The sequence below is a fragment of the Christiangramia crocea genome, assembly GCF_022410465.1.
Classification (GTDB): Bacteria; Bacteroidota; Bacteroidia; order Flavobacteriales; family Flavobacteriaceae; genus Christiangramia; species Christiangramia crocea.
Genome location: NZ_JAJSON010000025.1, coordinates 538,629 through 558,827, shown reverse-complemented (window position 1 = coordinate 558,827; position 20,199 = coordinate 538,629). Strand labels below are relative to the sequence as shown.

Annotated in this window: 20 protein-coding genes; 9 read left to right on the top strand and 11 right to left on the bottom strand. The window is 39.6% G+C overall.

The features are described from left to right. Nucleotides 1-205: 205 nt before the first annotated feature. From LU635_RS14080 to LU635_RS14065, 4 genes are all read right to left on the bottom strand, one after another. Nucleotides 206-766, bottom strand: a complete 561-nt coding sequence (locus tag LU635_RS14080; RefSeq protein WP_240100130.1) for a hypothetical protein — start codon at nucleotides 764-766, stop codon at nucleotides 206-208. A 98-nt stretch (nucleotides 767-864) separates the two neighbouring features. Next, complete coding sequence (locus LU635_RS14075) at nucleotides 865-1,869, bottom strand: zinc-binding dehydrogenase (protein ID WP_240100129.1); 1,005 nt, start codon at nucleotides 1,867-1,869, stop codon at nucleotides 865-867. Between the two features lie 183 nt (nucleotides 1,870-2,052). Beyond that, nucleotides 2,053-2,607, bottom strand: a complete 555-nt coding sequence (locus LU635_RS14070; RefSeq protein ID WP_240100128.1) for a DUF4269 domain-containing protein — start codon at nucleotides 2,605-2,607, stop codon at nucleotides 2,053-2,055. Nucleotides 2,608-2,762: 155 nt separating this feature from the next. After that, entirely contained in the window at nucleotides 2,763-3,383 is a 621-nt protein-coding gene (locus LU635_RS14065) for a DUF6882 domain-containing protein (protein WP_240100127.1), read from the bottom strand. A gap of 351 nt (nucleotides 3,384-3,734) precedes the next feature. On the opposite strand from LU635_RS14065, the gene LU635_RS14060 reads away from it, so the two are divergent. Continuing rightward, nucleotides 3,735-4,700 (top strand): IS110 family RNA-guided transposase, encoded by a 966-nt coding sequence (locus LU635_RS14060; protein ID WP_240100126.1) that lies wholly within the window; start codon nucleotides 3,735-3,737, stop codon nucleotides 4,698-4,700. Between the two features lie 74 nt (nucleotides 4,701-4,774). On the opposite strand, the gene LU635_RS14055 is transcribed toward LU635_RS14060, so the two are convergent. Together LU635_RS14055 and LU635_RS14050 are read right to left on the bottom strand one after the other, a co-directional pair. Next, nucleotides 4,775-5,053 (bottom strand): hypothetical protein, encoded by a 279-nt coding sequence (locus LU635_RS14055; protein WP_240100125.1) that lies wholly within the window; start codon nucleotides 5,051-5,053, stop codon nucleotides 4,775-4,777. Nucleotides 5,054-5,144: 91 nt separating this feature from the next. Next, nucleotides 5,145-5,762 carry a hypothetical protein gene (locus LU635_RS14050; protein ID WP_240100124.1) on the bottom strand — a complete coding sequence of 206 codons (618 nt, stop codon included), beginning with the start codon at nucleotides 5,760-5,762 and terminating at the stop codon, nucleotides 5,145-5,147. A 264-nt stretch (nucleotides 5,763-6,026) separates the two neighbouring features. Between LU635_RS14050 and aceE the strand changes: the two genes are divergently transcribed. The 5 genes from aceE (at nucleotide 6,027) to LU635_RS14025 (ending at nucleotide 14,872) form a co-directional block, all read left to right on the top strand. Beyond that, nucleotides 6,027-8,687 (top strand): pyruvate dehydrogenase (acetyl-transferring), homodimeric type, encoded by a 2,661-nt coding sequence (gene aceE / locus LU635_RS14045; protein ID WP_240100123.1) that lies wholly within the window; start codon nucleotides 6,027-6,029, stop codon nucleotides 8,685-8,687. A gap of 28 nt (nucleotides 8,688-8,715) precedes the next feature. After that, on the top strand, nucleotides 8,716-10,089 hold the full coding sequence (locus tag LU635_RS14040; protein ID WP_240100122.1) for a 2-oxo acid dehydrogenase subunit E2: 1,374 nt from the start codon (nucleotides 8,716-8,718) through the stop codon (nucleotides 10,087-10,089). A gap of 10 nt (nucleotides 10,090-10,099) precedes the next feature. Then, nucleotides 10,100-11,488, top strand: a complete 1,389-nt coding sequence (gene lpdA, locus LU635_RS14035; RefSeq protein ID WP_240100121.1) for a dihydrolipoyl dehydrogenase — start codon at nucleotides 10,100-10,102, stop codon at nucleotides 11,486-11,488. Nucleotides 11,489-11,711: 223 nt separating this feature from the next. Next, complete coding sequence (locus LU635_RS14030; RefSeq protein ID WP_240100120.1) at nucleotides 11,712-12,389, top strand: class I SAM-dependent methyltransferase; 678 nt, start codon at nucleotides 11,712-11,714, stop codon at nucleotides 12,387-12,389. Between the two features lie 272 nt (nucleotides 12,390-12,661). Next, the gene (locus tag LU635_RS14025) at nucleotides 12,662-14,872 is read left to right on the top strand and encodes an outer membrane protein assembly factor BamB family protein (protein WP_240100119.1); all 2,211 of its coding nucleotides are present in this window, start codon (nucleotides 12,662-12,664) and stop codon (nucleotides 14,870-14,872) included. 119 nt (nucleotides 14,873-14,991) lie between these two features. Here LU635_RS14025 and LU635_RS14020 read toward each other — a convergent pair whose 3' ends face one another. The 4 genes from LU635_RS14020 to LU635_RS14005 form a co-directional block, all read right to left on the bottom strand. Further along, nucleotides 14,992-15,291 carry a HigA family addiction module antitoxin gene (locus LU635_RS14020; protein WP_240100118.1) on the bottom strand — a complete coding sequence of 100 codons (300 nt, stop codon included), beginning with the start codon at nucleotides 15,289-15,291 and terminating at the stop codon, nucleotides 14,992-14,994. Between the two features lie 13 nt (nucleotides 15,292-15,304). Next, the gene (locus LU635_RS14015; protein WP_240100117.1) at nucleotides 15,305-15,586 is read right to left on the bottom strand and encodes a type II toxin-antitoxin system RelE/ParE family toxin; all 282 of its coding nucleotides are present in this window, start codon (nucleotides 15,584-15,586) and stop codon (nucleotides 15,305-15,307) included. A gap of 198 nt (nucleotides 15,587-15,784) precedes the next feature. Beyond that, on the bottom strand, nucleotides 15,785-15,928 hold the full coding sequence (locus tag LU635_RS14010) for a hypothetical protein (RefSeq protein WP_240100116.1): 144 nt from the start codon (nucleotides 15,926-15,928) through the stop codon (nucleotides 15,785-15,787). A gap of 7 nt (nucleotides 15,929-15,935) precedes the next feature. Next, a complete protein-coding gene (locus LU635_RS14005) occupies nucleotides 15,936-16,499 on the bottom strand; it encodes a hypothetical protein (protein WP_240100115.1) in 564 nt (187 codons plus the stop codon). A gap of 257 nt (nucleotides 16,500-16,756) precedes the next feature. On the opposite strand from LU635_RS14005, the gene LU635_RS14000 reads away from it, so the two are divergent. Then, nucleotides 16,757-17,878 carry an adenylate/guanylate cyclase domain-containing protein gene (locus LU635_RS14000; RefSeq protein ID WP_240100114.1) on the top strand — a complete coding sequence of 374 codons (1,122 nt, stop codon included), beginning with the start codon at nucleotides 16,757-16,759 and terminating at the stop codon, nucleotides 17,876-17,878. Here the strand turns inward: LU635_RS14000 and LU635_RS13995 are convergent. After that, nucleotides 17,875-18,261: a DUF7670 domain-containing protein gene (locus LU635_RS13995; RefSeq protein ID WP_240100113.1), complete on the bottom strand. Its 387-nt coding sequence runs from the start codon at nucleotides 18,259-18,261 to the stop codon at nucleotides 17,875-17,877. The two genes, LU635_RS14000 and LU635_RS13995, sit on opposite strands and share 4 nt — an antisense overlap. A gap of 294 nt (nucleotides 18,262-18,555) precedes the next feature. On the opposite strand from LU635_RS13995, the gene LU635_RS13990 reads away from it, so the two are divergent. Beyond that, the gene (locus LU635_RS13990; protein WP_240100112.1) at nucleotides 18,556-19,188 is read left to right on the top strand and encodes a Crp/Fnr family transcriptional regulator; all 633 of its coding nucleotides are present in this window, start codon (nucleotides 18,556-18,558) and stop codon (nucleotides 19,186-19,188) included. 66 nt (nucleotides 19,189-19,254) lie between these two features. Further along, nucleotides 19,255-20,055 (top strand): sulfite exporter TauE/SafE family protein, encoded by an 801-nt coding sequence (locus LU635_RS13985; RefSeq protein ID WP_240100111.1) that lies wholly within the window; start codon nucleotides 19,255-19,257, stop codon nucleotides 20,053-20,055. Nucleotides 20,056-20,199: the final 144 nt, after the last annotated feature.

Here is a 20,199-nt window from a genome sequence, read left to right as displayed (position 1 = left end):
CCAATTACTTGTTTCATTTTTTTCGTCTTTTATAATGCATTACAACGGGTCTCGATTATCGCAAGCTGACGGAGTAGGGACGCGGTCACGATAGCTATCGGGATGTTGGGTTAACCAGTTCCTTTCCTGGTTTCTAAAAATACACTTTTTCCACAATACCTGTAATTTGAGATGAACCGCTTTTGTGAGCTGGCCATATCTTAATTTAAATTGGTTTAATTCGTCCACAGGGAATTTCTAATCCTGAGATCTTATAAAAAAGCTGATTGTTCTTCATTATAAAGCCTGCTCGAATTATTCCTTCTACTCCTTTGTCATAAAGTGCAGTCACGTAGAACAGATAGGATTGCTTTGCGGGTATTGTCTTACTTAAGCTACTTTCTTTGTTATAATTTTTATTTAGATAAACTTCTATATCTGTAAAACCATAATTAAATAATGGTACCTTTTCTAATGTCATTCTATTTGTGGGTAACAGCAACTTAACAGAATTGTCTATTGAATTTGGTAAGTGAAACCCATCTTCAGGATAATCAATTTTTAATTCTATAGGAGTATTAGTTTCATTAGTTATGCGAGTCCAGAATACTGCATAAACGAAATTCTCATTAGAAGGAGCAGTATAGCCTATTCCTCCTTTAGGTAAACTATTCTCAATTATTATATTTTTTCCGGAACTATCAGAATATTTAAATTCGGTATCGAAGTTTTGGCCTGTTGCTATTGAACAGTTTAAAATTAAAAACAGAACTAAATTTAATCTCATCAGATTTAAAAAATTTTGATTAGTCTTGCTCAAAATGGTCTCGGTTATCCCAAATTGGCTCAGTAGGGGCATGTGCCATATCATTCGTTAGAGGTCGTTCAGAATTCGTCCAGATTAATAATAATCTTACCAAACTGCTCTCCTCTATTCATTTTTTCAAATCCCGGATTGATGTTGTTGGCTGGATAAACGGAATCTATAACCGGATGTATGCTTTTTGAAGAAACAAATTCAATCATTTTTTTAAATTCATGACCATTTCCCATAGTCGTTCCATGAATAGATAATTGTTTCCAAAAAATCGTTTTGGGATTTAAGCTCGTTATGTTGCCCGCAGTTCTTCCAAATAATGCAATTCGACCACCAGAATTGGCTAATTCAGTTAACTTCTCAAAATCCTCCCCGGCTGCACTATCCACAATTACATCAAAACCACCAGCCATTTGTTCCAAATCAGAACTCCAGTTATTGGCCTTATAATTAACTCCACCTTTCGCGCCTAATTCGATAGCTTTCGATATTTTACTTTCACTTCCCGATGTAACATATACATCAGCCCCGGAGGCAACAGCAAACTTTAAAGCGAATAGAGCAACTCCTCCGCCAATTCCAGTAATCAGAACCTTGTCGTTGCTTTCAAATTCCCCTCTGGTAAATAGAGCACGATATGCGGTTAATCCTGCCAATGGTAGAGCTGCCGATTCTTCAAAAGAAAGGTGTTTGGGTTTGTACTCTACATATTGATGATCGATGCTAATATATTCAGCAAAAGTTCCCTGACCCGGGAATCCTAATATTTGATAATTTGGGCCTTGTGCTCTTTCATTTGAGCCCCAGTTTATTGATGGGTTAATAATAACTTCATCACCAGTTTTGAAGGTTTTCACTAAAGACCCAACCTCCCTGACAATCCCTGCTCCATCAGACCCTATTATTATATTCGAATTGCTTTTCAGGTCCTTTTCTTTAAGCGACCAAAGTTCATGATGATTAATTGAAGCAGCTTTTAACTTAATCAACACATTAGAATCAGATACTTTTGGAGGTTCAACATCGCTAATTTCAAGCTTATAAGTTTCCTGATTAAGTACAATTGCTTTCATTTCGTATTATGAGGATTTGATTTCATGATGTCTAAGGGTATCGGCTATCGCAAGTAGCGGTACCAGGTACGCGGTCCCGATAGCTATCGGGATGTTGGTTTAAGACCTGGAATGCTGACTAAGTTAACTATTTTCTTTCTAAGGCTGCCTCCTATTTGAGTTATGCGTTGTTGGCTGCTGGCATTAGTAGTTTAATAAACCGGAATACGGATCTCCTTTTATGTCCAATAATTTTGCGAAGGCTGGCTCAGTTTTTAGACCACTTCTTTTTAATTCAATTATAGATCTTCTGAACTCGGTATCTCTATTTTTCAATATTTCATTTTCTTTGATCATGTGGAGAAAGGCATCCTGTTGATCAGTAGGAATATTTTGTCCAAATATTTCAAAATCATAATTCTCCAATCTGAATTTAGCAACTACACTTTTTCTTTTATTAATATTTTTAATTGAAATCATGAATTGATTTTCTTTTGAAAAATTAGCCTTTACATCAGTTTCGAATTTTTCCAGATTCCTGGAAAAACATATAATATCTAAATCGCTATTTTCAATGTCAATTCTTATTGGGATTGTTCCAACCAGAATAGGAGAGTATTTTGCAAGTTTTTCTAATATTAAATTATCCTTTAAAATTCTATAAACCTCTTTCTGTTTAGAATTCCCGGTTTTTAAATATTCAATATTTTTAAAATCTTCTCTCATCTTCCTTTTCCTAGCATATTTGCCTGCAGCCAATGGTCCCGGTTAATACAAGTTGCGGGAGTAAAGGACACGGTCCCGATAGCTATCGGGATGTCGGCTTAGTATTGGTTGGTCAAGTTAATTATTTTCTTTCTTGCGGTGCCGGCTATTGGCGATGTACCATTGTTGCCCACTGTATGCTTTTCCAATTATCTTAAATCGATTATGTCTTTAAAAATCATAAAAGAATATGTATTCTCCGTTGGAACTCTATAAGCACCTTTTGCTTTCATTAAATATGCACTTATAGCTGTCATTTCCCAACCATCATATTGATCTGCATGCCATTTTCTTTTCGTTAATGCTTCAATATTATTCTCTTCTCCATATTTCTTAACTTTTTTAATATCAGATTTTACTATTTGTTCTAAGTGTTCATTTGCCCATGACCAGAGCCAGGTTTCACTTATTTTTGAAATTGACCCTACTGATTCATATTTTATTTTCAGCTTGATTTCATCATTATCGGAAAAAGTTAGCAAACCTGTTTCTTGGTCGTAAAACCATTTTTCGTATTTACCAATTCCATATTCTTCTTCGGCATATTTTTGTTGCTGATTCAAATATTCGTAGGCTTTTTTACTTAAGGATTCAAACTCTGGAGTTCTATTAGGTTTATCTAAACTTTTTTGTTCAGATATTTCTTCTAAAGTTTTTTCTGATTGTGAAGCTTTATATTCAATAACTTCATTCTTTGTTTTCTTTCCATAATTAAATGCAAAAAATAGTCCGATAACGAGAACTATTATAATAAATAAAGTTTGGATCATATCTTTCTGCATATTGTGGGCAACGGTCTCGGTTATCGCCAGTTGGCGGAGTAGGGGACGCGGATTTGTCGGCTTAGTATTAGTTTGGTGGTCAAGTTAATTATTCTCTTACTAACGGTGCCGCTTATTGGCGATGAACCGTCTTAAGTTTAATTTCTCTAAATTTTGATTGTATAACCAGAAAGAACAAAAGAGAGGAATAAGATTACATGAACCGTGGGAACTAGAGATTCCGTCAACAATGATAATCCCCTCTCTTTTCTACTTTAATTTCGTTTAGTTCTGTGAGACCTGGATCTCGTTTTTAAGTCGATGAAAACCAAAGTAGCTGTTCTTTCCAATCATTCTCTTATGGATAAAATTAAACATTTTTACGGAGTAGACATCAGTAAATCATTCTTTGATGTAGTTGACCAGGATGGCAAGCATGATCAATTCTCCAATGATGTAAAAGGCTTTAAAGGCTTACTGAAGTTCATTAAGAAAGACAGTTTAGTTGTTATGGAAGCTACTGGCTACTATCATTACAGGCTGGCTCAATATCTATACGAGAATGGTATAACGGTATCGGTTGTGAATCCACTTTCGGTAAAGCGTTTTATTCAAATGAAGCTCTCCAAGATCAAGACGGATAAGAGCGATGCTAAGGCGATCTGTGAATATGCACAGGCAGCAGAAGTTCCATTGTACACAGCCAGGAATGCTGTTCAGGCAGAATGCTTGCAACTACTGAGTCTTCAGGATCTTTACCTGAAACAACGAACAGCTATTAAGAATAAGATCCATGGCGAAAAAGCTTTAGGAACACCCTCAAAGACTGTAAGTAGATCTCTTGTTAGAATGTTGAAGCAATTAGAGAAGGAATTGGCTCAGATCGAAACCAAGCTGGAATTCTTAATCAGAAAAGCCCAGGAAGAGCAACTGGAGCAATTAACCAGCATTCCGGGAATGGGAAAGAAAACGGCGATGCTGTTAATTGTACTTACAGACGGATTTACCAGTTTTGAGAATGCCAGGCAACTTTGCTGTTATACCGGGATCACACCAACGATTAGGCAATCCGGAACAAGTGTAAGAGGCCGTAGCAGAATAAGTAAAGTAGGGAACCGAAAACTTCGCAATTTATTATTCATGTGTAGCTTCACTGCCTGTAAAACCAATAAGGCCTGCAGGGAAATTTATGAGCGAATAGTAGAGAAGGGAAAGAGTAAGAAACTGGCACTAATAGCCGTATGTAATAAGCTCCTGAAACAGGCATTTGCAATAGCTAAGTCCGGAACTTATTACCAGGAAAATTATATGTCGAAATTAGCTTAAAACTACTTGGATTTTACCTTAGTTCTTTGTTGGCAACTGTTTATGAATTTAAAGCATAAAATTATTAGCAAAAATTAATTTCTTTTTGCTTCTTCAATACTTAAATGAGCAAAAAAGTTTTGAGTAAAGAATCTACTTTTATCGATTAAGCATCTAACCTCTACATTTTCATTTACGAAAGGTGCAATTGCATAGTCTGCATCATTGTAGCGTCTATATAATTGTAAAAATCTTTGGAAGCTTTCATTTTTGGTTGGGTATATTAAAATTTCGTCAATTACAGCACCATTTACATTTTTACCCACTAACTCTAGATTTTGCTCTTTAATTTCAACTGCTTTTTTAAAGTCCATTGGTTTTATATTTACCGTTAAAACTATAGAATTTTAAAGTTTAAGGAGATAGATAATTGATGCTATTTATTAACATTTAAATTATCTATCATTATTGTGGGTAATCTGTAATTACTAATCTTTTTAAATCACCAGGTTTCAAATCTTTAAAAATCTCTTGAACTATATGTTTTTCTGCCTTGCTGAATTTTTTCCTGATTTCCAGCATTGTAAAATCAAATAGAGCTTTATATCTAGGTAATTCTTCTACTGAGAAATTATTTGTGAACAGATGTCCTACCTTAATACTACCCTGCATTTTTGAAGGTGAAATTTGTAAAAATGCTTTTCCGACAGAGTGGTCTGAAAATCCTCGGTGAGCAATAAAATTATGCCTCATTTCCATTAAATCTTTATGTAAATTTTCTAAGTCAGGATTGTTCTTAAAAATTTTGTCTTCAAGTTTTGGTGTCTTTGAACTACTACTGTCTGTAAAGCATCTTCCATAGGAAATTATTATAGTTGTAAACAAAGCATTTGTAATTATTTCGTCTTCTGACTTTTCTAATTTATCAAGTGCATTACTACAAATTTCCAGGTCTGCAAACATATTAGCATACCCTAAACAACGAGGTTCTAAATGTTCTGGGATTTTTAAATTAATATAATCGCCTTCCGTCTGTTCAGGAAGATCGGCAAGAAGTAATTTTTCTCTAATTTCTCTTTTCATAAATTGTTGCCAACTCGTTATATGTCCCTAAAAATACATTTTTATCCGAGAATGTTCCGGGATAAACAGAGGTTTCAGGCTAAGTTAAGGAATACTAATTCCTGTTACGGTTAACTCTAAATAATCTTATAAACATCTTGATAACAACCAACTTTTCTTAACCTCCCTTTTAGATTCCTGATAATCTTATGTTAATCATTTGATTCTCATTCCTTTAAAAACTAATTTGAAAGGGAGACCTCGATAAAACCTAAACTCTAAGGCATGGCAGAAAAGGAGAAATTTGAGATTGAGAACATGGAGTGGCTGGATTCTTACCGCTGGATCCTCGCCAATGAACCCGAAGAACGCGCCACAGAGATCCTGCAGTTATTGCAGGAAGAAGCCGCTAAAAAAGGCATCGATCTGCCAACCGGTCGCGTTACTCCCTACGTCAATACCATAGCCACAGAAGAGGAAACAGCCTACCCGGGTAAACTGGAACTGGAAGCAAAGATACAGGCCATCATTCGCTGGAACGCCATGGCCATGGTGGCAAAGGCCAATAAAAAGAAAGCCGGTATTGGAGGGCATATTTCTACCTATGCTTCCATTTCCCATCTTTGGGAAGTAGGCTTCAATCATTTCTTTAAAGTACACGAAAAAGACAGGGCAGATTTTATCTATTTCCAGGGTCATGCTTCGCCCGGGATTTATTCCAGGGCATTCCTGGAAGGCAGGTTAAGCGAAGAGCATCTGGAGAATTTCAGGAGGGAGATCAAAGAAGAGAAAGCGCTTACCTCATATCCGCATCCCAGATTAATGCCGGAATTCTGGAATTTTCCTACTGTATCCATGGGACTTGGTCCTATCATGGCCATTTACCAGGCAAGGTTCAATAAATATTTGCAGAACCGTGAACTCATAGAAGATGATAACAGGAAAGTATGGGCATTTCTCGGGGATGGAGAAATGGATGAGCCAGAAGCCCGTGGAGCTATAAGCATAGCCGCCCGGGACAAACTGGATAATCTCATTTTTGTGGTGGACTGTAACCTGCAGAGACTCGACGGCCCGGTGCGCGGAAACCAGAAGATCATCCAGGAACTGGAAGGCCTTTTTAAAGGTGCCGGCTGGAACGTGATCAAAGTGCTTTGGGGCAGAAAATGGGACGAACTCTTTGCCAGGGATAAAAGCAATAAACTACAACATAGCCTTGCCCAACTCACCGATGGAGAAATGCAGAAACTGGCCTTTGAGAACGGTGAATTCATCAGGGAAAATCTTTTCGCGAAAGACGATGATCTTGCGGAACTTGTAAAAGGCTATTCAGATGACCAGTTAAAGGAACTCATCAGGGACCGTGGAGGTCATGATCCGGTAAAGGTCTTTAATGCCTATAAAAAAGCCACCGAATATTCAGATGGGCCCAGCATTATCCTTGCTCATACTATCAAAGGTTATGGACAGGGCGAGGCCGGCGAGGCCAGCAATGTCTCTCACCAGACCAAGAAAATGGATATGGACGGGCTTAAGCAGTTCAGGGATTATTTCAACGTGCCCCTTTCAGACGAAGACCTGGAGGATATAAAATTCATTAAACCCTCTAAGGACAGCGAGGAGCTGGAATACCTTAACGAACGCAGGGAAGAACTGGGCGGATATATTCCGGAAAGGAAGGATCATTCTGAACCTCTTAAGGAACCATCTGAAGACATTTTCAGCAAATTCTATGAAGGCTCGGGAGATGATGAAGCCGGAACTACCAGCGTGCTGGTTCAGATATTAAGCAAGTTATTGAAAGATGAAAATACAGCTGACCTTATAACCCCTATTATTCCTGATGAATCCAGGACCTTTGGGATGGAGTCCCTTTTCCAGCAGGCAGGGATCTATGCTCCCGGCGGTCAGCAATATGAACCAGTAGATAAGGACAGCCTGCTTTATTATAAGGAGGTCAGGGACGGGGCGATCCTCGAGGAAGGTATCACCGAGTCCGGTTGTACCGCTGAATTTATTGCCGCAGGAACTGCTTATCTTAATCATGCCCTTAATATTATCCCTTTTTATTTCTTTTATTCCATGTTCGGATTCCAGCGTACCGCCGATCTTATCTGGGCGGCGGCAGATGCAGGAGCCAAAGGCTTCCTGATAGGTGGGATCTCCGGAAGGACAAGTTTACCGGGTGAAGGTCTACAGCACCAGGACGGGCAAAGTCATCTCTATGCCTATGCCTTCCCTACCGTAAAAGCCTACGATCCGGCTTTTGCCTATGAAATGGCAGTGATCGTGAAGCACGGTATCAAAGAAATGTACGTAGATAAGGAATCTTATTTCTATTATATCACCGCCGGGAACGACACTTATCCTATGCCTGAAATGCCTGAAGATGTTGAAGAAGGCATCCTTAAAGGAATGTACAGGTTCAGAAGTTCAGAAAAGGATTCAGATCATAAAGCTCATCTCTTTGGAAGCGGGGCCATCATGACTGAAGTGCTGGAAGCCGCAAAGATACTGGAGGAAGATTATGATGTAAGTGCCGATGTTTGGAGCATTACCAGCTACAAGGCCCTTTATGATAACGGGATAGATACCGATCGTCGCAATCGCTTAAGCTCCAGAATGAATCCGGAAAGGAATTATATAGAACAATGCCTGAAAAAGGAAAAAGGTGTTTTTGTGGCGGCTTCAGATTATGTAAAAGCCCTGCCCGAATCTATTTCGAAATGGTTCCCTGAAAAACCGGTGAGCCTGGGTACCGATGGTTTTGGAAGAAGTGATTCCAGGAAACAGCTCAGGAAATTCTTCGAGGTTAATGCAGCCCATATTGTATATGCAACCTTATATGAACTTGCCCTGAAGAAGGACCTGAAAAATGATACGCTTAAAAAGGCTGCGAAAGATCTAAACATAAACCCGGAAAAAGGAGACCCCAGAAGGTCCTGATAAATAATACCGATCAAAAAATTTGAATATGGCGAAAGAAATTAAGATTCCGCAGATAGCAGAAGGAGTGGATAAGGCCACGGTGACCGAAGTACTGGTCTCTGAAGGAGACAGCATAGAAAAGGATGATTCCCTTATTACCGTGGAATCAGATAAGGCTTCAGTAGAGATCCCGTCACCAGAAGCAGGGAAAGTAGCTTCAGTTGAAGTTAGCGAAGGAGATGAAGTACATGTTGGAGATGTGATCATTAAGCTGGAAACTTCAGAAGATTCAGGGGATTCTGAAGATTCAGATGGATCAGAGGATTCAGAAGATAAAAAAGAGAAGCAGGATTCTGCAGAAAAAAAGAAAAAGAAAGAAACCTCTGAGGAAGATACTGAAGAGGAGAAGGAAGATAAAGAAGAAAAAGATTCATCAAAGGAAGAAGCTGAAGATTCAGGCGGGGAGCCAGAGAAAAAGAAAGATTCAGATAAAAAGGAAAGTGATGAGGATGATAAAACCGGGGAGGAAGGACAGAAAATACCTGCTTCTCCCGGCGTAAGAAGATTTGCCAGGGAGCTTGGAGTAGATCTTTCAGAAGTAAAAGGCAGTGGTAAGGATGGGCGCATCAGTAAAGACGATGTTAAGGCACATTCTAAAGAAGGAAGTAAAAGTAAGGCAGGGCCACAGGTATCTGAACTACCAGATTTCAGCAAATGGGGCGAAACGGAAACAAAGGAACTTTCCGGGATACGAAGTGCGACGGCCAAAGGAACCGCGGCATCCTGGAGCTCCATTCCACATGTATTCCAGTTTGATGAGGCCGATATTACCGGGATAGAAGAATTCCTTGAAAAGAATAAGGATAAGGCAGAGAAAGCCGGTGTTTCCCTGACCCTAACCGCCGTACTTACCAAGATAGTGGCTAGTGCCTTAAGACAATTCCCGAATTTCAATGCCAGTATAGATATGGAGAATGAGCAAATGATCCTGAAGAAATATGTGAATATCGGGATTGCGGTAGATACCGAAGAAGGACTGCTTGTTCCGGTGGTAAGAGATGTGGACAGGAAGAATATTATCGAGATCGCCGGAGAAATAGAAGACCTTGCTAAAAAAGCCCGTGACAGGAAACTGAAACCAGAAGAAATGAAGGGAGGTAATTTCAGCATTTCTAATTTAGGCGGGATAGGAGGCACCAACTTCACTCCAATCATCTATCATCCGCAGGTAGCGATCCTGGGTGTTTCCAGGGCGCAGCAAAAACCGGTTTATATGGATGGTGAACTACAAGCAAGGGATATACTGCCCCTTAGCCTTTCTTATGATCATAGACTGATAGATGGTGCTGACGGGGTTCGTTTCCTCACCTGGATATCGAAGGCCCTGGAAGACCCCTATAAAGCCTTACTCGGCGTTTAATCTAAGACTTATGGCTAAAAATAAAGAGCTTATTATAATTGGTGCCGGGCCGGGAGGTTATGCCGCCGCTTTTCAGGCTGCTGAATCAGGCCTTAAAGTGACACTTATAGATCCGCAGGAGAATCCCGGCGGAGTTTGTCTTTACCGTGGTTGTATCCCTTCCAAAGCCTTGCTCCACCTTTGTAAGATAAAGCAGGAAGCCAGGGAAGCTTCAGAATGGGGATTGGAATTCGGGGAGCCTGAAATTGATATTAAAAAGATCAGGAAATGGAAGGATAAGGTCGTGGAAAAACTAACCGGAGGCCTGGGACAACTTTCTAAAAGCAAAGGCATCGAGTATATACAGGAGAAGGCCGAATTTGTTTCAGATAATAAGATCAAGGCAGGGAAAGAAGAACTTGAATTTGATCATCTCATCATTGCAACCGGTTCTGTAAACCTTGAGCTTCCTGATATTAAAGTTGATCATGAAAAGGTGATCGATTCTACAGATGCGCTGGAACTAACTGAAATTCCAGATACATTACTGGTGATTGGTGGTGGTTATATAGGCCTGGAAATGGGAAGCGTTTATGCCAGCCTGGGCAGTGAGGTAAGCATCGCCGAAATGACCCCGGGTTTTTTACCCGGAGCAGACAGGGACCTGGTAAAGATCCTGGAAAATGAAAATCCCTTTAAAGAAACCTATTTCAATACTAAGGTAGAATCACTGGAGATCAAAAAGGATAAGATAGAAGTTGAATTCAGCACTAAAGAGGAGGAGAAAAATAAGCTTAAGTTCGACAAAGTGCTGGTGGCAGTTGGAAGAAGACCTAATACTTCCGGGCTCAACCTGGAAAATACAGGTATTAAAACTGATGAAAATGGCTTTATAAAGGTTGATGATAAACGACAGACCAATATTGAAAATATCTATGCGATTGGTGACCTTACCGGGGAACCGCTGCTTGCACACAAGGCTACCCATGAAGGCCGCATTGCCGCTGAGGTGATCTCTGGCGATAAGTCGGCAGCCTATGATCCGGCCGCTATCCCCGGAATCGTATTTACAAATCCTGAAATAGCCTGGACCGGACTTTCAGAAACCGGGGCTAAGGAAAAAGGCATAGAAGTGAAGATCCTCAAATTCCCCTGGTCGGCATCGGGAAGAGCGGTAAGCATGGGAACTTCAAACGGGCTTACAAAACTAATAACCGATCCTGAAAACGGAAGGATCCTTGGTGGGGGAGTGGCAGGAAAAAATGCAGGCAGCCTTATCCCGGAGATCAACCTGGCCATTGAAATGGCAGCCACTGCAGAAGATCTTGAGCTCAGCATTCATCCGCATCCTACACTTTCAGAGACCATCATGGAAGCTGCGGAAAGCTTTATGGGTGTCCCCACGCATTACTCGAAATAGGATATATCACTAGTTGGCGGAGTAAGGGACGCGGTCCCGATAACTATCGGGATGTCGGACCTGCCACGCAATAGGCATGGTTAATATTAGTTTGTTGGTCAGGTTAATTATTTTATTGAAAAGCTATCCGTTATTTTTAGATGAAACTCAGGTTTCGAAACCTCTGTTATATTTGTATTGAGGTTTAACGAAATTCGTAGCTTTCATTAGCAAAGCATGGTTTATGCGGGAGAAAGAGAAGACAATTAAAAGATCTAAGAAGCCCTGGCCCACCAAAGCTGCTATGGAACAGGTTTATAGCATGAACCTTTGGGGAGGTAATAAAGCTGAATTTTATTCCGGAATCGGATCTCATCATCCGGACATCATTAATCCGTATATCGAGGTGGTAAGCTCCTTTTTAAATTCATTTGAAGATCCGCTGAGCGTATGTGATCTTGGCTGTGGTGATTTTAATGTAGGGAAAGAACTGGTAAAGTACACCTGTAAATATATAGCGGTAGATATTGTAGAGCCACTTATAGCCTATAACACTAAAAAATTCCGGCAGAAAGACCTCGAATTTCATTGCCTGGATATTGCAGCAGATCCATTGCCTTCCGGAGACATTGCAATTCTAAGACAGGTGTTGCAGCATCTGTCTAATGCAGAGATACAGTCTATATTGAAAAAGTTGAGCGACTTTAAATATCTTATTTTAACCGAGCATTTTCCCCAAGGAGATTTTGAACCCAATAAAGATATTATTTCAGGACAGGGAACAAGACTAAAAAAACAAAGTGGCTTGAATTTGTCTTCTCCGCCATTTGATCTTAAAGCAATAGAGAAAAGAACATTACTGAAGATTGTTTTAGATAATAATGAAGGTGTTATTGAAACTACTGTTTTTAAAATGCAGTAGATCATATTTCCCGGTTTCTGAAATAAGACTTTTCCGCCTTTCCCCTTTTAGTTGCATTTCATCACTTCCTCCTGTTGGGGTATTTCCTAAAAGGTGGAGAAAAAGAAACTGTTGAACAGGGAATCAGGGGATCCAAAAACTTCTGAATATGTAAAAAAACACCGCGGAGTAGGCTTAAGGATAGAAAACTTTAACTTTTGTAGGTGAGAGCGATATCCTTTATTAGAAAAAATATATCTTCCCATATACATTATTTCAAGTGAACTTTTTTTATGCGTATATCTTCTGAAATGTATTTAGCGGGAAAAATATTCCTTCCTTTCTATGCTTATTGTTGCTTTTTCTTTCTTCTTTCCTGTTCTGATGAAGATCATTCAAAAACTACTGATTATTCTGGCTGGGAAACCTATGCAGGCACTGTTTCCGGAATGAGGTATTCTTCCGCAACTGAAATTAACCGGGAAAATGTTGCAGATCTTCAGGAGGTATGGAGGTATAGCACAGGTGACAGGGACAAAGATAATCGCTCTCAGATCCAAACCAATCCGGTAATTGTTGAGGGGATATTGTACGGTATATCTCCACGGCTGAAACTTTTTGCCCTGGATGCTGCTACCGGAAAACAGAAATGGATTTTCGACCCTGCAGTTTTAGATACTGTAAATAAGGAGGACCCTATGGCCTTTTTTAAAGTTAGTCGCGGCCTGGTGTACAAGAAGGAAGAAAATGGCCCTGACATTATATTTCACGCAGTAGGGAAAAAAATCTATGCAATAAATGCTGAAAATGGTGAACACCTTCCCGACTTTGGAAGCAATGGAGCTATTGATCTCTCCCGGAATCTGGGAAGGGAGGAAGATGAATTTAATTCTTTCATTGCTGAAACAACTCCTGGTGTTCTTTTTAAAAACCTGCTGATCGTTAGTATGCGAGTGGCAGAGTCAGCCGATGCTGCGCCCGGACACATCAGGGCTTATAATACAAAAACCGGTGAACTGGAATGGATTTTTCATACCATTCCCCATCCCGGTGAAGAGGGATATGATTCATGGCCTGATAAGGATGCATGGAAAAAACTGGGAGGTGCCAATTGCTGGGCTGGAATGTCTTTAGATAAAGAGCGGGGTATAGTTTATGTGCCTACAGGTTCGGTTTCCGGCGATTTTTATGGTGGTTTCAGGGAAGGAACCAATCTTTTTGCAAATTCCCTGATCGCTTTAGACGCGGCCACAGGTAAATATATATGGCATTACCAGATTGTTCATCATGATTTATGGGACAGGGACCTTCCGGCCAATCCGAATCTTGTGACTTTGCATAAGGATGGAAAAACGATAGATGCCGTGGCTCAGATCACCAAGCACGGCTATATTTTTATTTTTGACCGGGTGACCGGAGAGCCGGTCTATCCTATAGAAGAACAACCGGTTCCACAGAAGCATTTGCCGGGAGAAAAACCATGGCCTACTCAACCGATTCCCAGTTTACCTGAACCTTTTGCCAGGCAGCATTTCAGTAGAGAAGATGTTTCGAATTTAGATGAAGAAACGCATCAAAAACTGCTTCAGAAATATGATAGTGTAAAATACGCCGAAATGTTCACTCCTCCTTCAAAAGAGGGTGGATGGATCTTTCCCGGATTTGACGGGGGAGGGGAATGGGGAGGAGCTGCCGTAGATCCCGAAACTCAAATAATGTATGTCAATTCCAGTGAATTACCCTGGTCACTAACTATGATAGATGTTCCCAAAGAAGATACAGCTCCCAAAAGTTTACAGGATAAAGGGGAAGGTGTCTATAATAAATACTGTATGTCCTGCCACGGGATTGATCGCCAGGGCAATGGTGAATCTTATCCAGCTTTGGATAACCTGGGGGAAAAATATGAAAAAGAACACATTTTAAGTATTATTGAAAATGGCAGGAATATGATGCCTGCTTTTGGGAACCTCAAAAAAGATGAAAAAGAAGCTTTATTGGCCTACATGCTGGATCTTCAGGATGAGGATATAAAAGAACCGCTTAATAGTTCAGAAGAAAACAGCCTTGTAAATGAGGTGCCTTATACCATGACTGGTTATAATAGGTTTCTTGATGAAAATGGATATCCTGGCATCACTCCTCCGTGGGGAACGCTGAATGCGGTAAACCTGAATACAGGAAAACTACTCTGGAAAGTTCCTTTGGGAGAATATCCTGAATTAAGCAAAAAGGGAATTCCGGTTACGGGAACTGAAAATTATGGAGGACCTGTGGTAACCAGGGGAGGTCTGGTCTTTATAGCGGCAACCAAAGATTCGAAGATCAGAGCTTTTGATAAAACTAGCGGTGAGGTCCTGTGGGAGGCAAAACTTCCTGTTCCAGGCTATGCCACCCCGGCCGTTTATACTATAGAAGGAAAGGAATACCTGGTAATCGCCTGTGGTGGAGGTAAAATTGGAAGCCCTTCGGGAGATGAATACCTTGCTTTTGCACTTCCATAAGAAGCTATATGTGATGGTATAAAACAGAGCTGCTTTTACTCGAGTAAGTGAGAAACAAAACTCCTGGTTTCTGAAATTACTCTTTTTCTCCAATACCCGTAATTTGCGATGAACCGCTGTTAGGCAGCGCTATTTTCTAACGGGGTTATGTTATTGAACTCTTTCGCCTTTAAAGATTTTTCTTCTTCTAAATCGTAGTCAGCTTGTAATCCCAGCCAAAATTTAGCAGTTGTTCCAAAATATTTTGCAAGTCTTATTGCGGTATCCGCAGTAATTCTTCTTTTCTTTTTAATGATTTCACTAATCCGAGTTTGAGGAATAAAAGTTTCTTTTGAAAGTCGGTAAGCAGTGATTTCCATTGGATCTAAAAACTCTTCTTTTAGAACTTCTCCAGGATGTATGTTTTCTAGCTTTTTCATTTTTTCTGTTTTTTTAGTGATAATCAATAATTTGAACTTCAAAGGCATTGTCATTTTGCCATTTGAACATTATTCTCCATTGCTTATTAATTCTTATACTATGAAAACCTTCTAAATTTCCACTCAGTTTCTCTAAATGATTTGCTGGTGGAATTCTTAAGTCATTAATATTTTGAGCATTATTAATCATTCTTCGTTTTCTTCTTGCTACATTTTGAATATTAGCAGGAAGCTTTCTTGATTGTGTTCCATTCCAAATTTTGTCAGCTTCTTTATCCGCAAATGATTTTATCACAAATAATTTTGTTTCACGTTACTAACGTCAAAGATAAGTAAAAAAATCAGATATTCTAAACTCGAAAAAATTATGCTGCCTAACGGCTGGTGTAAAATGCGATTTAATGCTTTTTTACAATTTCTTAGAGAAAGGTCTTTTATTTTTTGTTGGCCAATTTGTTAAATACTTTGCCCTGTTGTTTTTGAATTTCACTTACTACTTAACTTTATCAGAAGTAGTAAGTTCAATCATAGATCCAAAAACCACTTTATCAAAAGCCTCTAATTTATCTACAATTTTATCCAATCTGTTACTATAACCTTTCTTCACTTTAAGGTCGATCACTTTGCTGTTACTCATAATGATTCTAATTATAAGATTGAAATATTAATAATTCTAAGGCGCGAACTGGGCTTACATTATAATTTAACAGGTTATTAATTTTTTTATGAATTTCAGTAAAATCTGTATGTTGAATAGTATTGTTAACCTGGTTTGTGAATTCTAAGTAATTTTCAGGTTTTTGTATTCCATAAATTGATTTATTTCCTGACCAGTATTTGAAAATTTTGCTATCCCAAATTGGATAAATTCCGGGATTAATAAAGTGAAGTAATTTTGAGGCTCCTACTAAAGAATTATTAATTGAAAATCTCAATTTTTCCAGCTCTTCTGTATTTAAAACCTTGTCTGTTTTGGCTTTATTAAGGATTAGAAGTATTTCATCTAAATTAGTCAGTTTAAGTTTTAGAATTGTTGGCATCCATCCGTAAACGAAGTGACTTGAAATTATCAGATGGTGTTTTTCAATTTTTGATACTTCATCGAAATATTCAATAAATTCCTGATAGCTATTTAAATAGGAATTTTTTTCATCAACCTTGAAGCTTTCAATTTCCTTTTTTAAATTTTCTATTTTTAGTTGTCTCACAATATTAATTCTGGATTACGGTCTCGGTTAACACAAGTAGCTGAAGTAGGGGTGCGGTCCCGATAGCTATCGGGATGTCGGCTAAGACCTGGTTTGATGGTCAAGTTAATTATTTTATTTCTAACGGTACCGCCTATTTTGTCATATACGTTCTTATATATATAATAAACTGTCATACAGATGTTTACATTGCCTGGTTTATTTTACTGAAATTGGATTTTTGGTAATATCTTTCAGTTTCAATTCTTCGGGATGATATGTATCTGCAATCAAAAATAAGGGCCCAGCTATATCTTGTGCTCGGGATGACGCTCTTCTGGATGGCCAGCGGCGCATTTATGGCTTTCTATAAATGCGTGAACTATATGCCTGCTACAGATGAATTCATTTTTGTGGTTCCAAATAAGTTGTCATTCGGGTCTTTTCTCCTTATAAATATAATCGGTCCCGCGGTGGGAGGTTTCATTGGAGGCAGTATTTTAATATTCCGCCTTAGTGAGAACCTTCGAAAAAGGAGCTACTGGTATTATGTTTTTGTGAATTTCTGGTTCTTCCTGGGCTTTATCCTGGTGCTCAATACTCTTATCCCTTACTTTTTCTATTACCGGGAGGAGATAAATTCTGCAGATGCTCCCTTATCCCGGGCACTGGACCTTCTTATACTTGACCCTTATGCGCTGCGAAACCTCGTTTCCTGGCTTGTCATTGCATGGATCACCGTGCAGGGCCTCAATATCTATGAAAAATATGCGCCAACTACACTCATTTCCCTTTTCCTGGGACGATATCACAGCCCGCATGAGGTGAGCAGGATCTTTATGTTCCTTGATCTCAGTGACTCCACAAGCATTGCTGAAAAACTCGGGCATATTCGTTTCTTTGATCTGCTGAAGGATTTTTTCAGTGATATGACAGATCCTATCCTGGATACACAGGGAGAGATCTATCAGTACATAGGTGACGAGATAGTGGTCACCTGGCCGGTGCGCCGTTCAGTGCGTAAACATATGCGGCCGCTGCGATGCTTCTTCAGAATAAAAGAAAAGGTGAAAGAAAAGGAAGCTTATTACATGGAGAAATATGGGCTACTGCCACAATTCAAGGCAGCCATCCATAGCGGGAAGGTAGTTGTTGGGGAAATAGGAGTGATCAAGAGAGAGATCGTCTATTCCGGAGATATCCTTAATACTGCTGCCCGCATGATGGAACAGTGTAAGGTCTACAATGAGAAACTTATCATCTCTAATCAGCTCCTGGAAATACTTCCAAAGAAGAAAATAAATATATACAGCCTGCATGAACTGGGGGAACTCACCTTACGTGGTAAGACTCAAAGGATGAGGCTTTTCGGAGTTAGTTGGTCCCGTCCGGCTCCCTAATGAAGTTTCATTCTTTCAGGATGTCTGTTTTCACGGCGTTCCAGGAACCAGTATACAAGGTAAAGGAAACCCGGAGGGAAGATGGTTAGCAGGAATTTCAGGTCGATCCCGTCATTTATGAACATTGCGGTTAAGATTGCAAGACTTGAGATGAGTCCGCCCAGTCCTTCCCATTTATAGGCAATGGCCAGACCCGTGATCGTGCTTACAGGAAACAGGATAAAAGTGATCACCTCTTTGGTATTCGCAAACCCGGATCCACCTTCGTCATTTCCAAAAATATGTGCAATAAGGATAAATAGGATGAAAGCCAGGATGATACCACCCCAGCCCCTGGCTATCCAGAGAATACTTCGGTTAAAATATTTGGAATTGCTTATCATGATCTCCAGGATTACTTTCCGGTTATTTCGTTATTCTAATTTAATCAATTTCCAGTAAAAGTTATATGGGGTTAATTGCTGATTATGAATGTTTTAATGGATAAAATCAGTTTCTTTTCACCGTATAATTTTTCAACAAGGAAGCATTTATATTTTCTGAAGATAGGTGCTGATTATGAGCCTGGTAAATGATCGGTTATTTTGCTTAATTTTCGTCAGGAAGTTATTTCCTAGCAGACCGCTAGGGTTTATTCTGAAATTTTCTTACTAATTTTAACCTTTAATCAGCCATAAATGCACGAAGAAATAAAGGAAGCTTACGGATTTCTTTTTGAAAAGGAACTACTCGAAGAAATAAGCGAGGTGGGTACCCTCAAAAGGGTAAAAGCCGGGGAAACTATCATAGAAATTGGGGATTATGTAACCGGTATGCCGCTACTTATCGATGGGGCCATCAAGATACTTAGGGAAGATGACAAGGGCGATGAACTATTGCTTTATTTCCTGGAACGTGGTGATACCTGTGCCATGACCCTGAGCTGCTGCCTGGGGCAGAAGAAGAGTGAGATCAGGGCCGTAGCCGAAACCGATACTATTTTTGTGATGATCCCCATTGCAAAAATGGAGGAGTGGACTTCTAAATATAAGACATGGCGTAATTTTGTCTTTCAGGCATACCATGCGAGACTTTCGGAAATGCTGGATACCATAGATGCCATAGCCTTTCTTAATATGGATCAGCGACTCATGAAATATCTCAGGGACAGAGCTAAAATAAAAGGCGAGGTGGAGATCCAGAGCACACATCAGCAAATTGCATACGATCTTCATACTTCCAGGGTGGTTATCTCAAGGTTATTAAAGAAACTGGAGATGGAAGGTAAGATCTCCCTTCAGCGTAACCAGATAAAAGTAATAGACCTGTAGCTCTGTAACCATTGTTACTGCAATACCTGTATTAAGGGGCTATTTTAGCGCAGAAAAATATTGCGGATGGAAATACTTGAGATATTAGGTTATTTTGGTGGATTATTAATTGGAGTGGTACTCGGCCTTATTGGAGGTGGTGGTTCCATCCTCACGGTTCCGGTTTTGGTTTATCTGCTTGCTATTAATCCCGTAACCGCAACGGCATACTCACTTTTTGTGGTGGGAACTTCTTCACTCGTTGGTGCTCTTAGAAATATTCCGAAGAAACTAATAGATTTTAGAACGGGGATCGTTTTTGCCATCCCCGCCTTCATAGCTGTGTATCTAACCCGAAAATTCCTTGTTCCGGCGATCCCTGAAGAGATCTTTACGATATCTGGAATAACAATAACCAAAGACATTGGGATCATGATCTTTTTTGCGATTATCATGGTCGTAGCCGCTATTTCAATGATTAGCGAGAGAGATAATGGCAAGAATATAAAAGAGGAGAAGGTCACTTATAATTATCCGCTTATCATTGCTGAAGGGATCGTGGTAGGTCTGCTCACAGGAATAGTAGGGGCAGGAGGTGGATTCCTCATTATTCCCGCACTGGTGCTACTTGCAAAATTGCCTATGAAAAAGGCCGTGGCAACTTCTCTTCTTATTATAGCTATTAAGTCTCTTATCGGTTTTATTGGGGATGTACAGAATATGGAGATCGACTGGATATTCCTTATGATTTTCACCGGACTCTCTATCGCGGGCATTTGGCTTGGGGTCTATCTCAATAATTTTATAAATGGTAAGAAACTGAAAACTGCCTTCGGTTGGTTTGTGCTATTGATGGGAATTTATATCATCTGGAAGGAATTATATTAATTATCTGTTAAAATTAGATCCTTTTCATGCCGAATGTAACATTTGTTACATTCAATATTTAGGGAAAGATGTAAATTCTTTTTTTTAACTCCCCCCGTTTATAATGGAATCAACGCAGCGGCCTTATCATTGATGGTTGGTGGT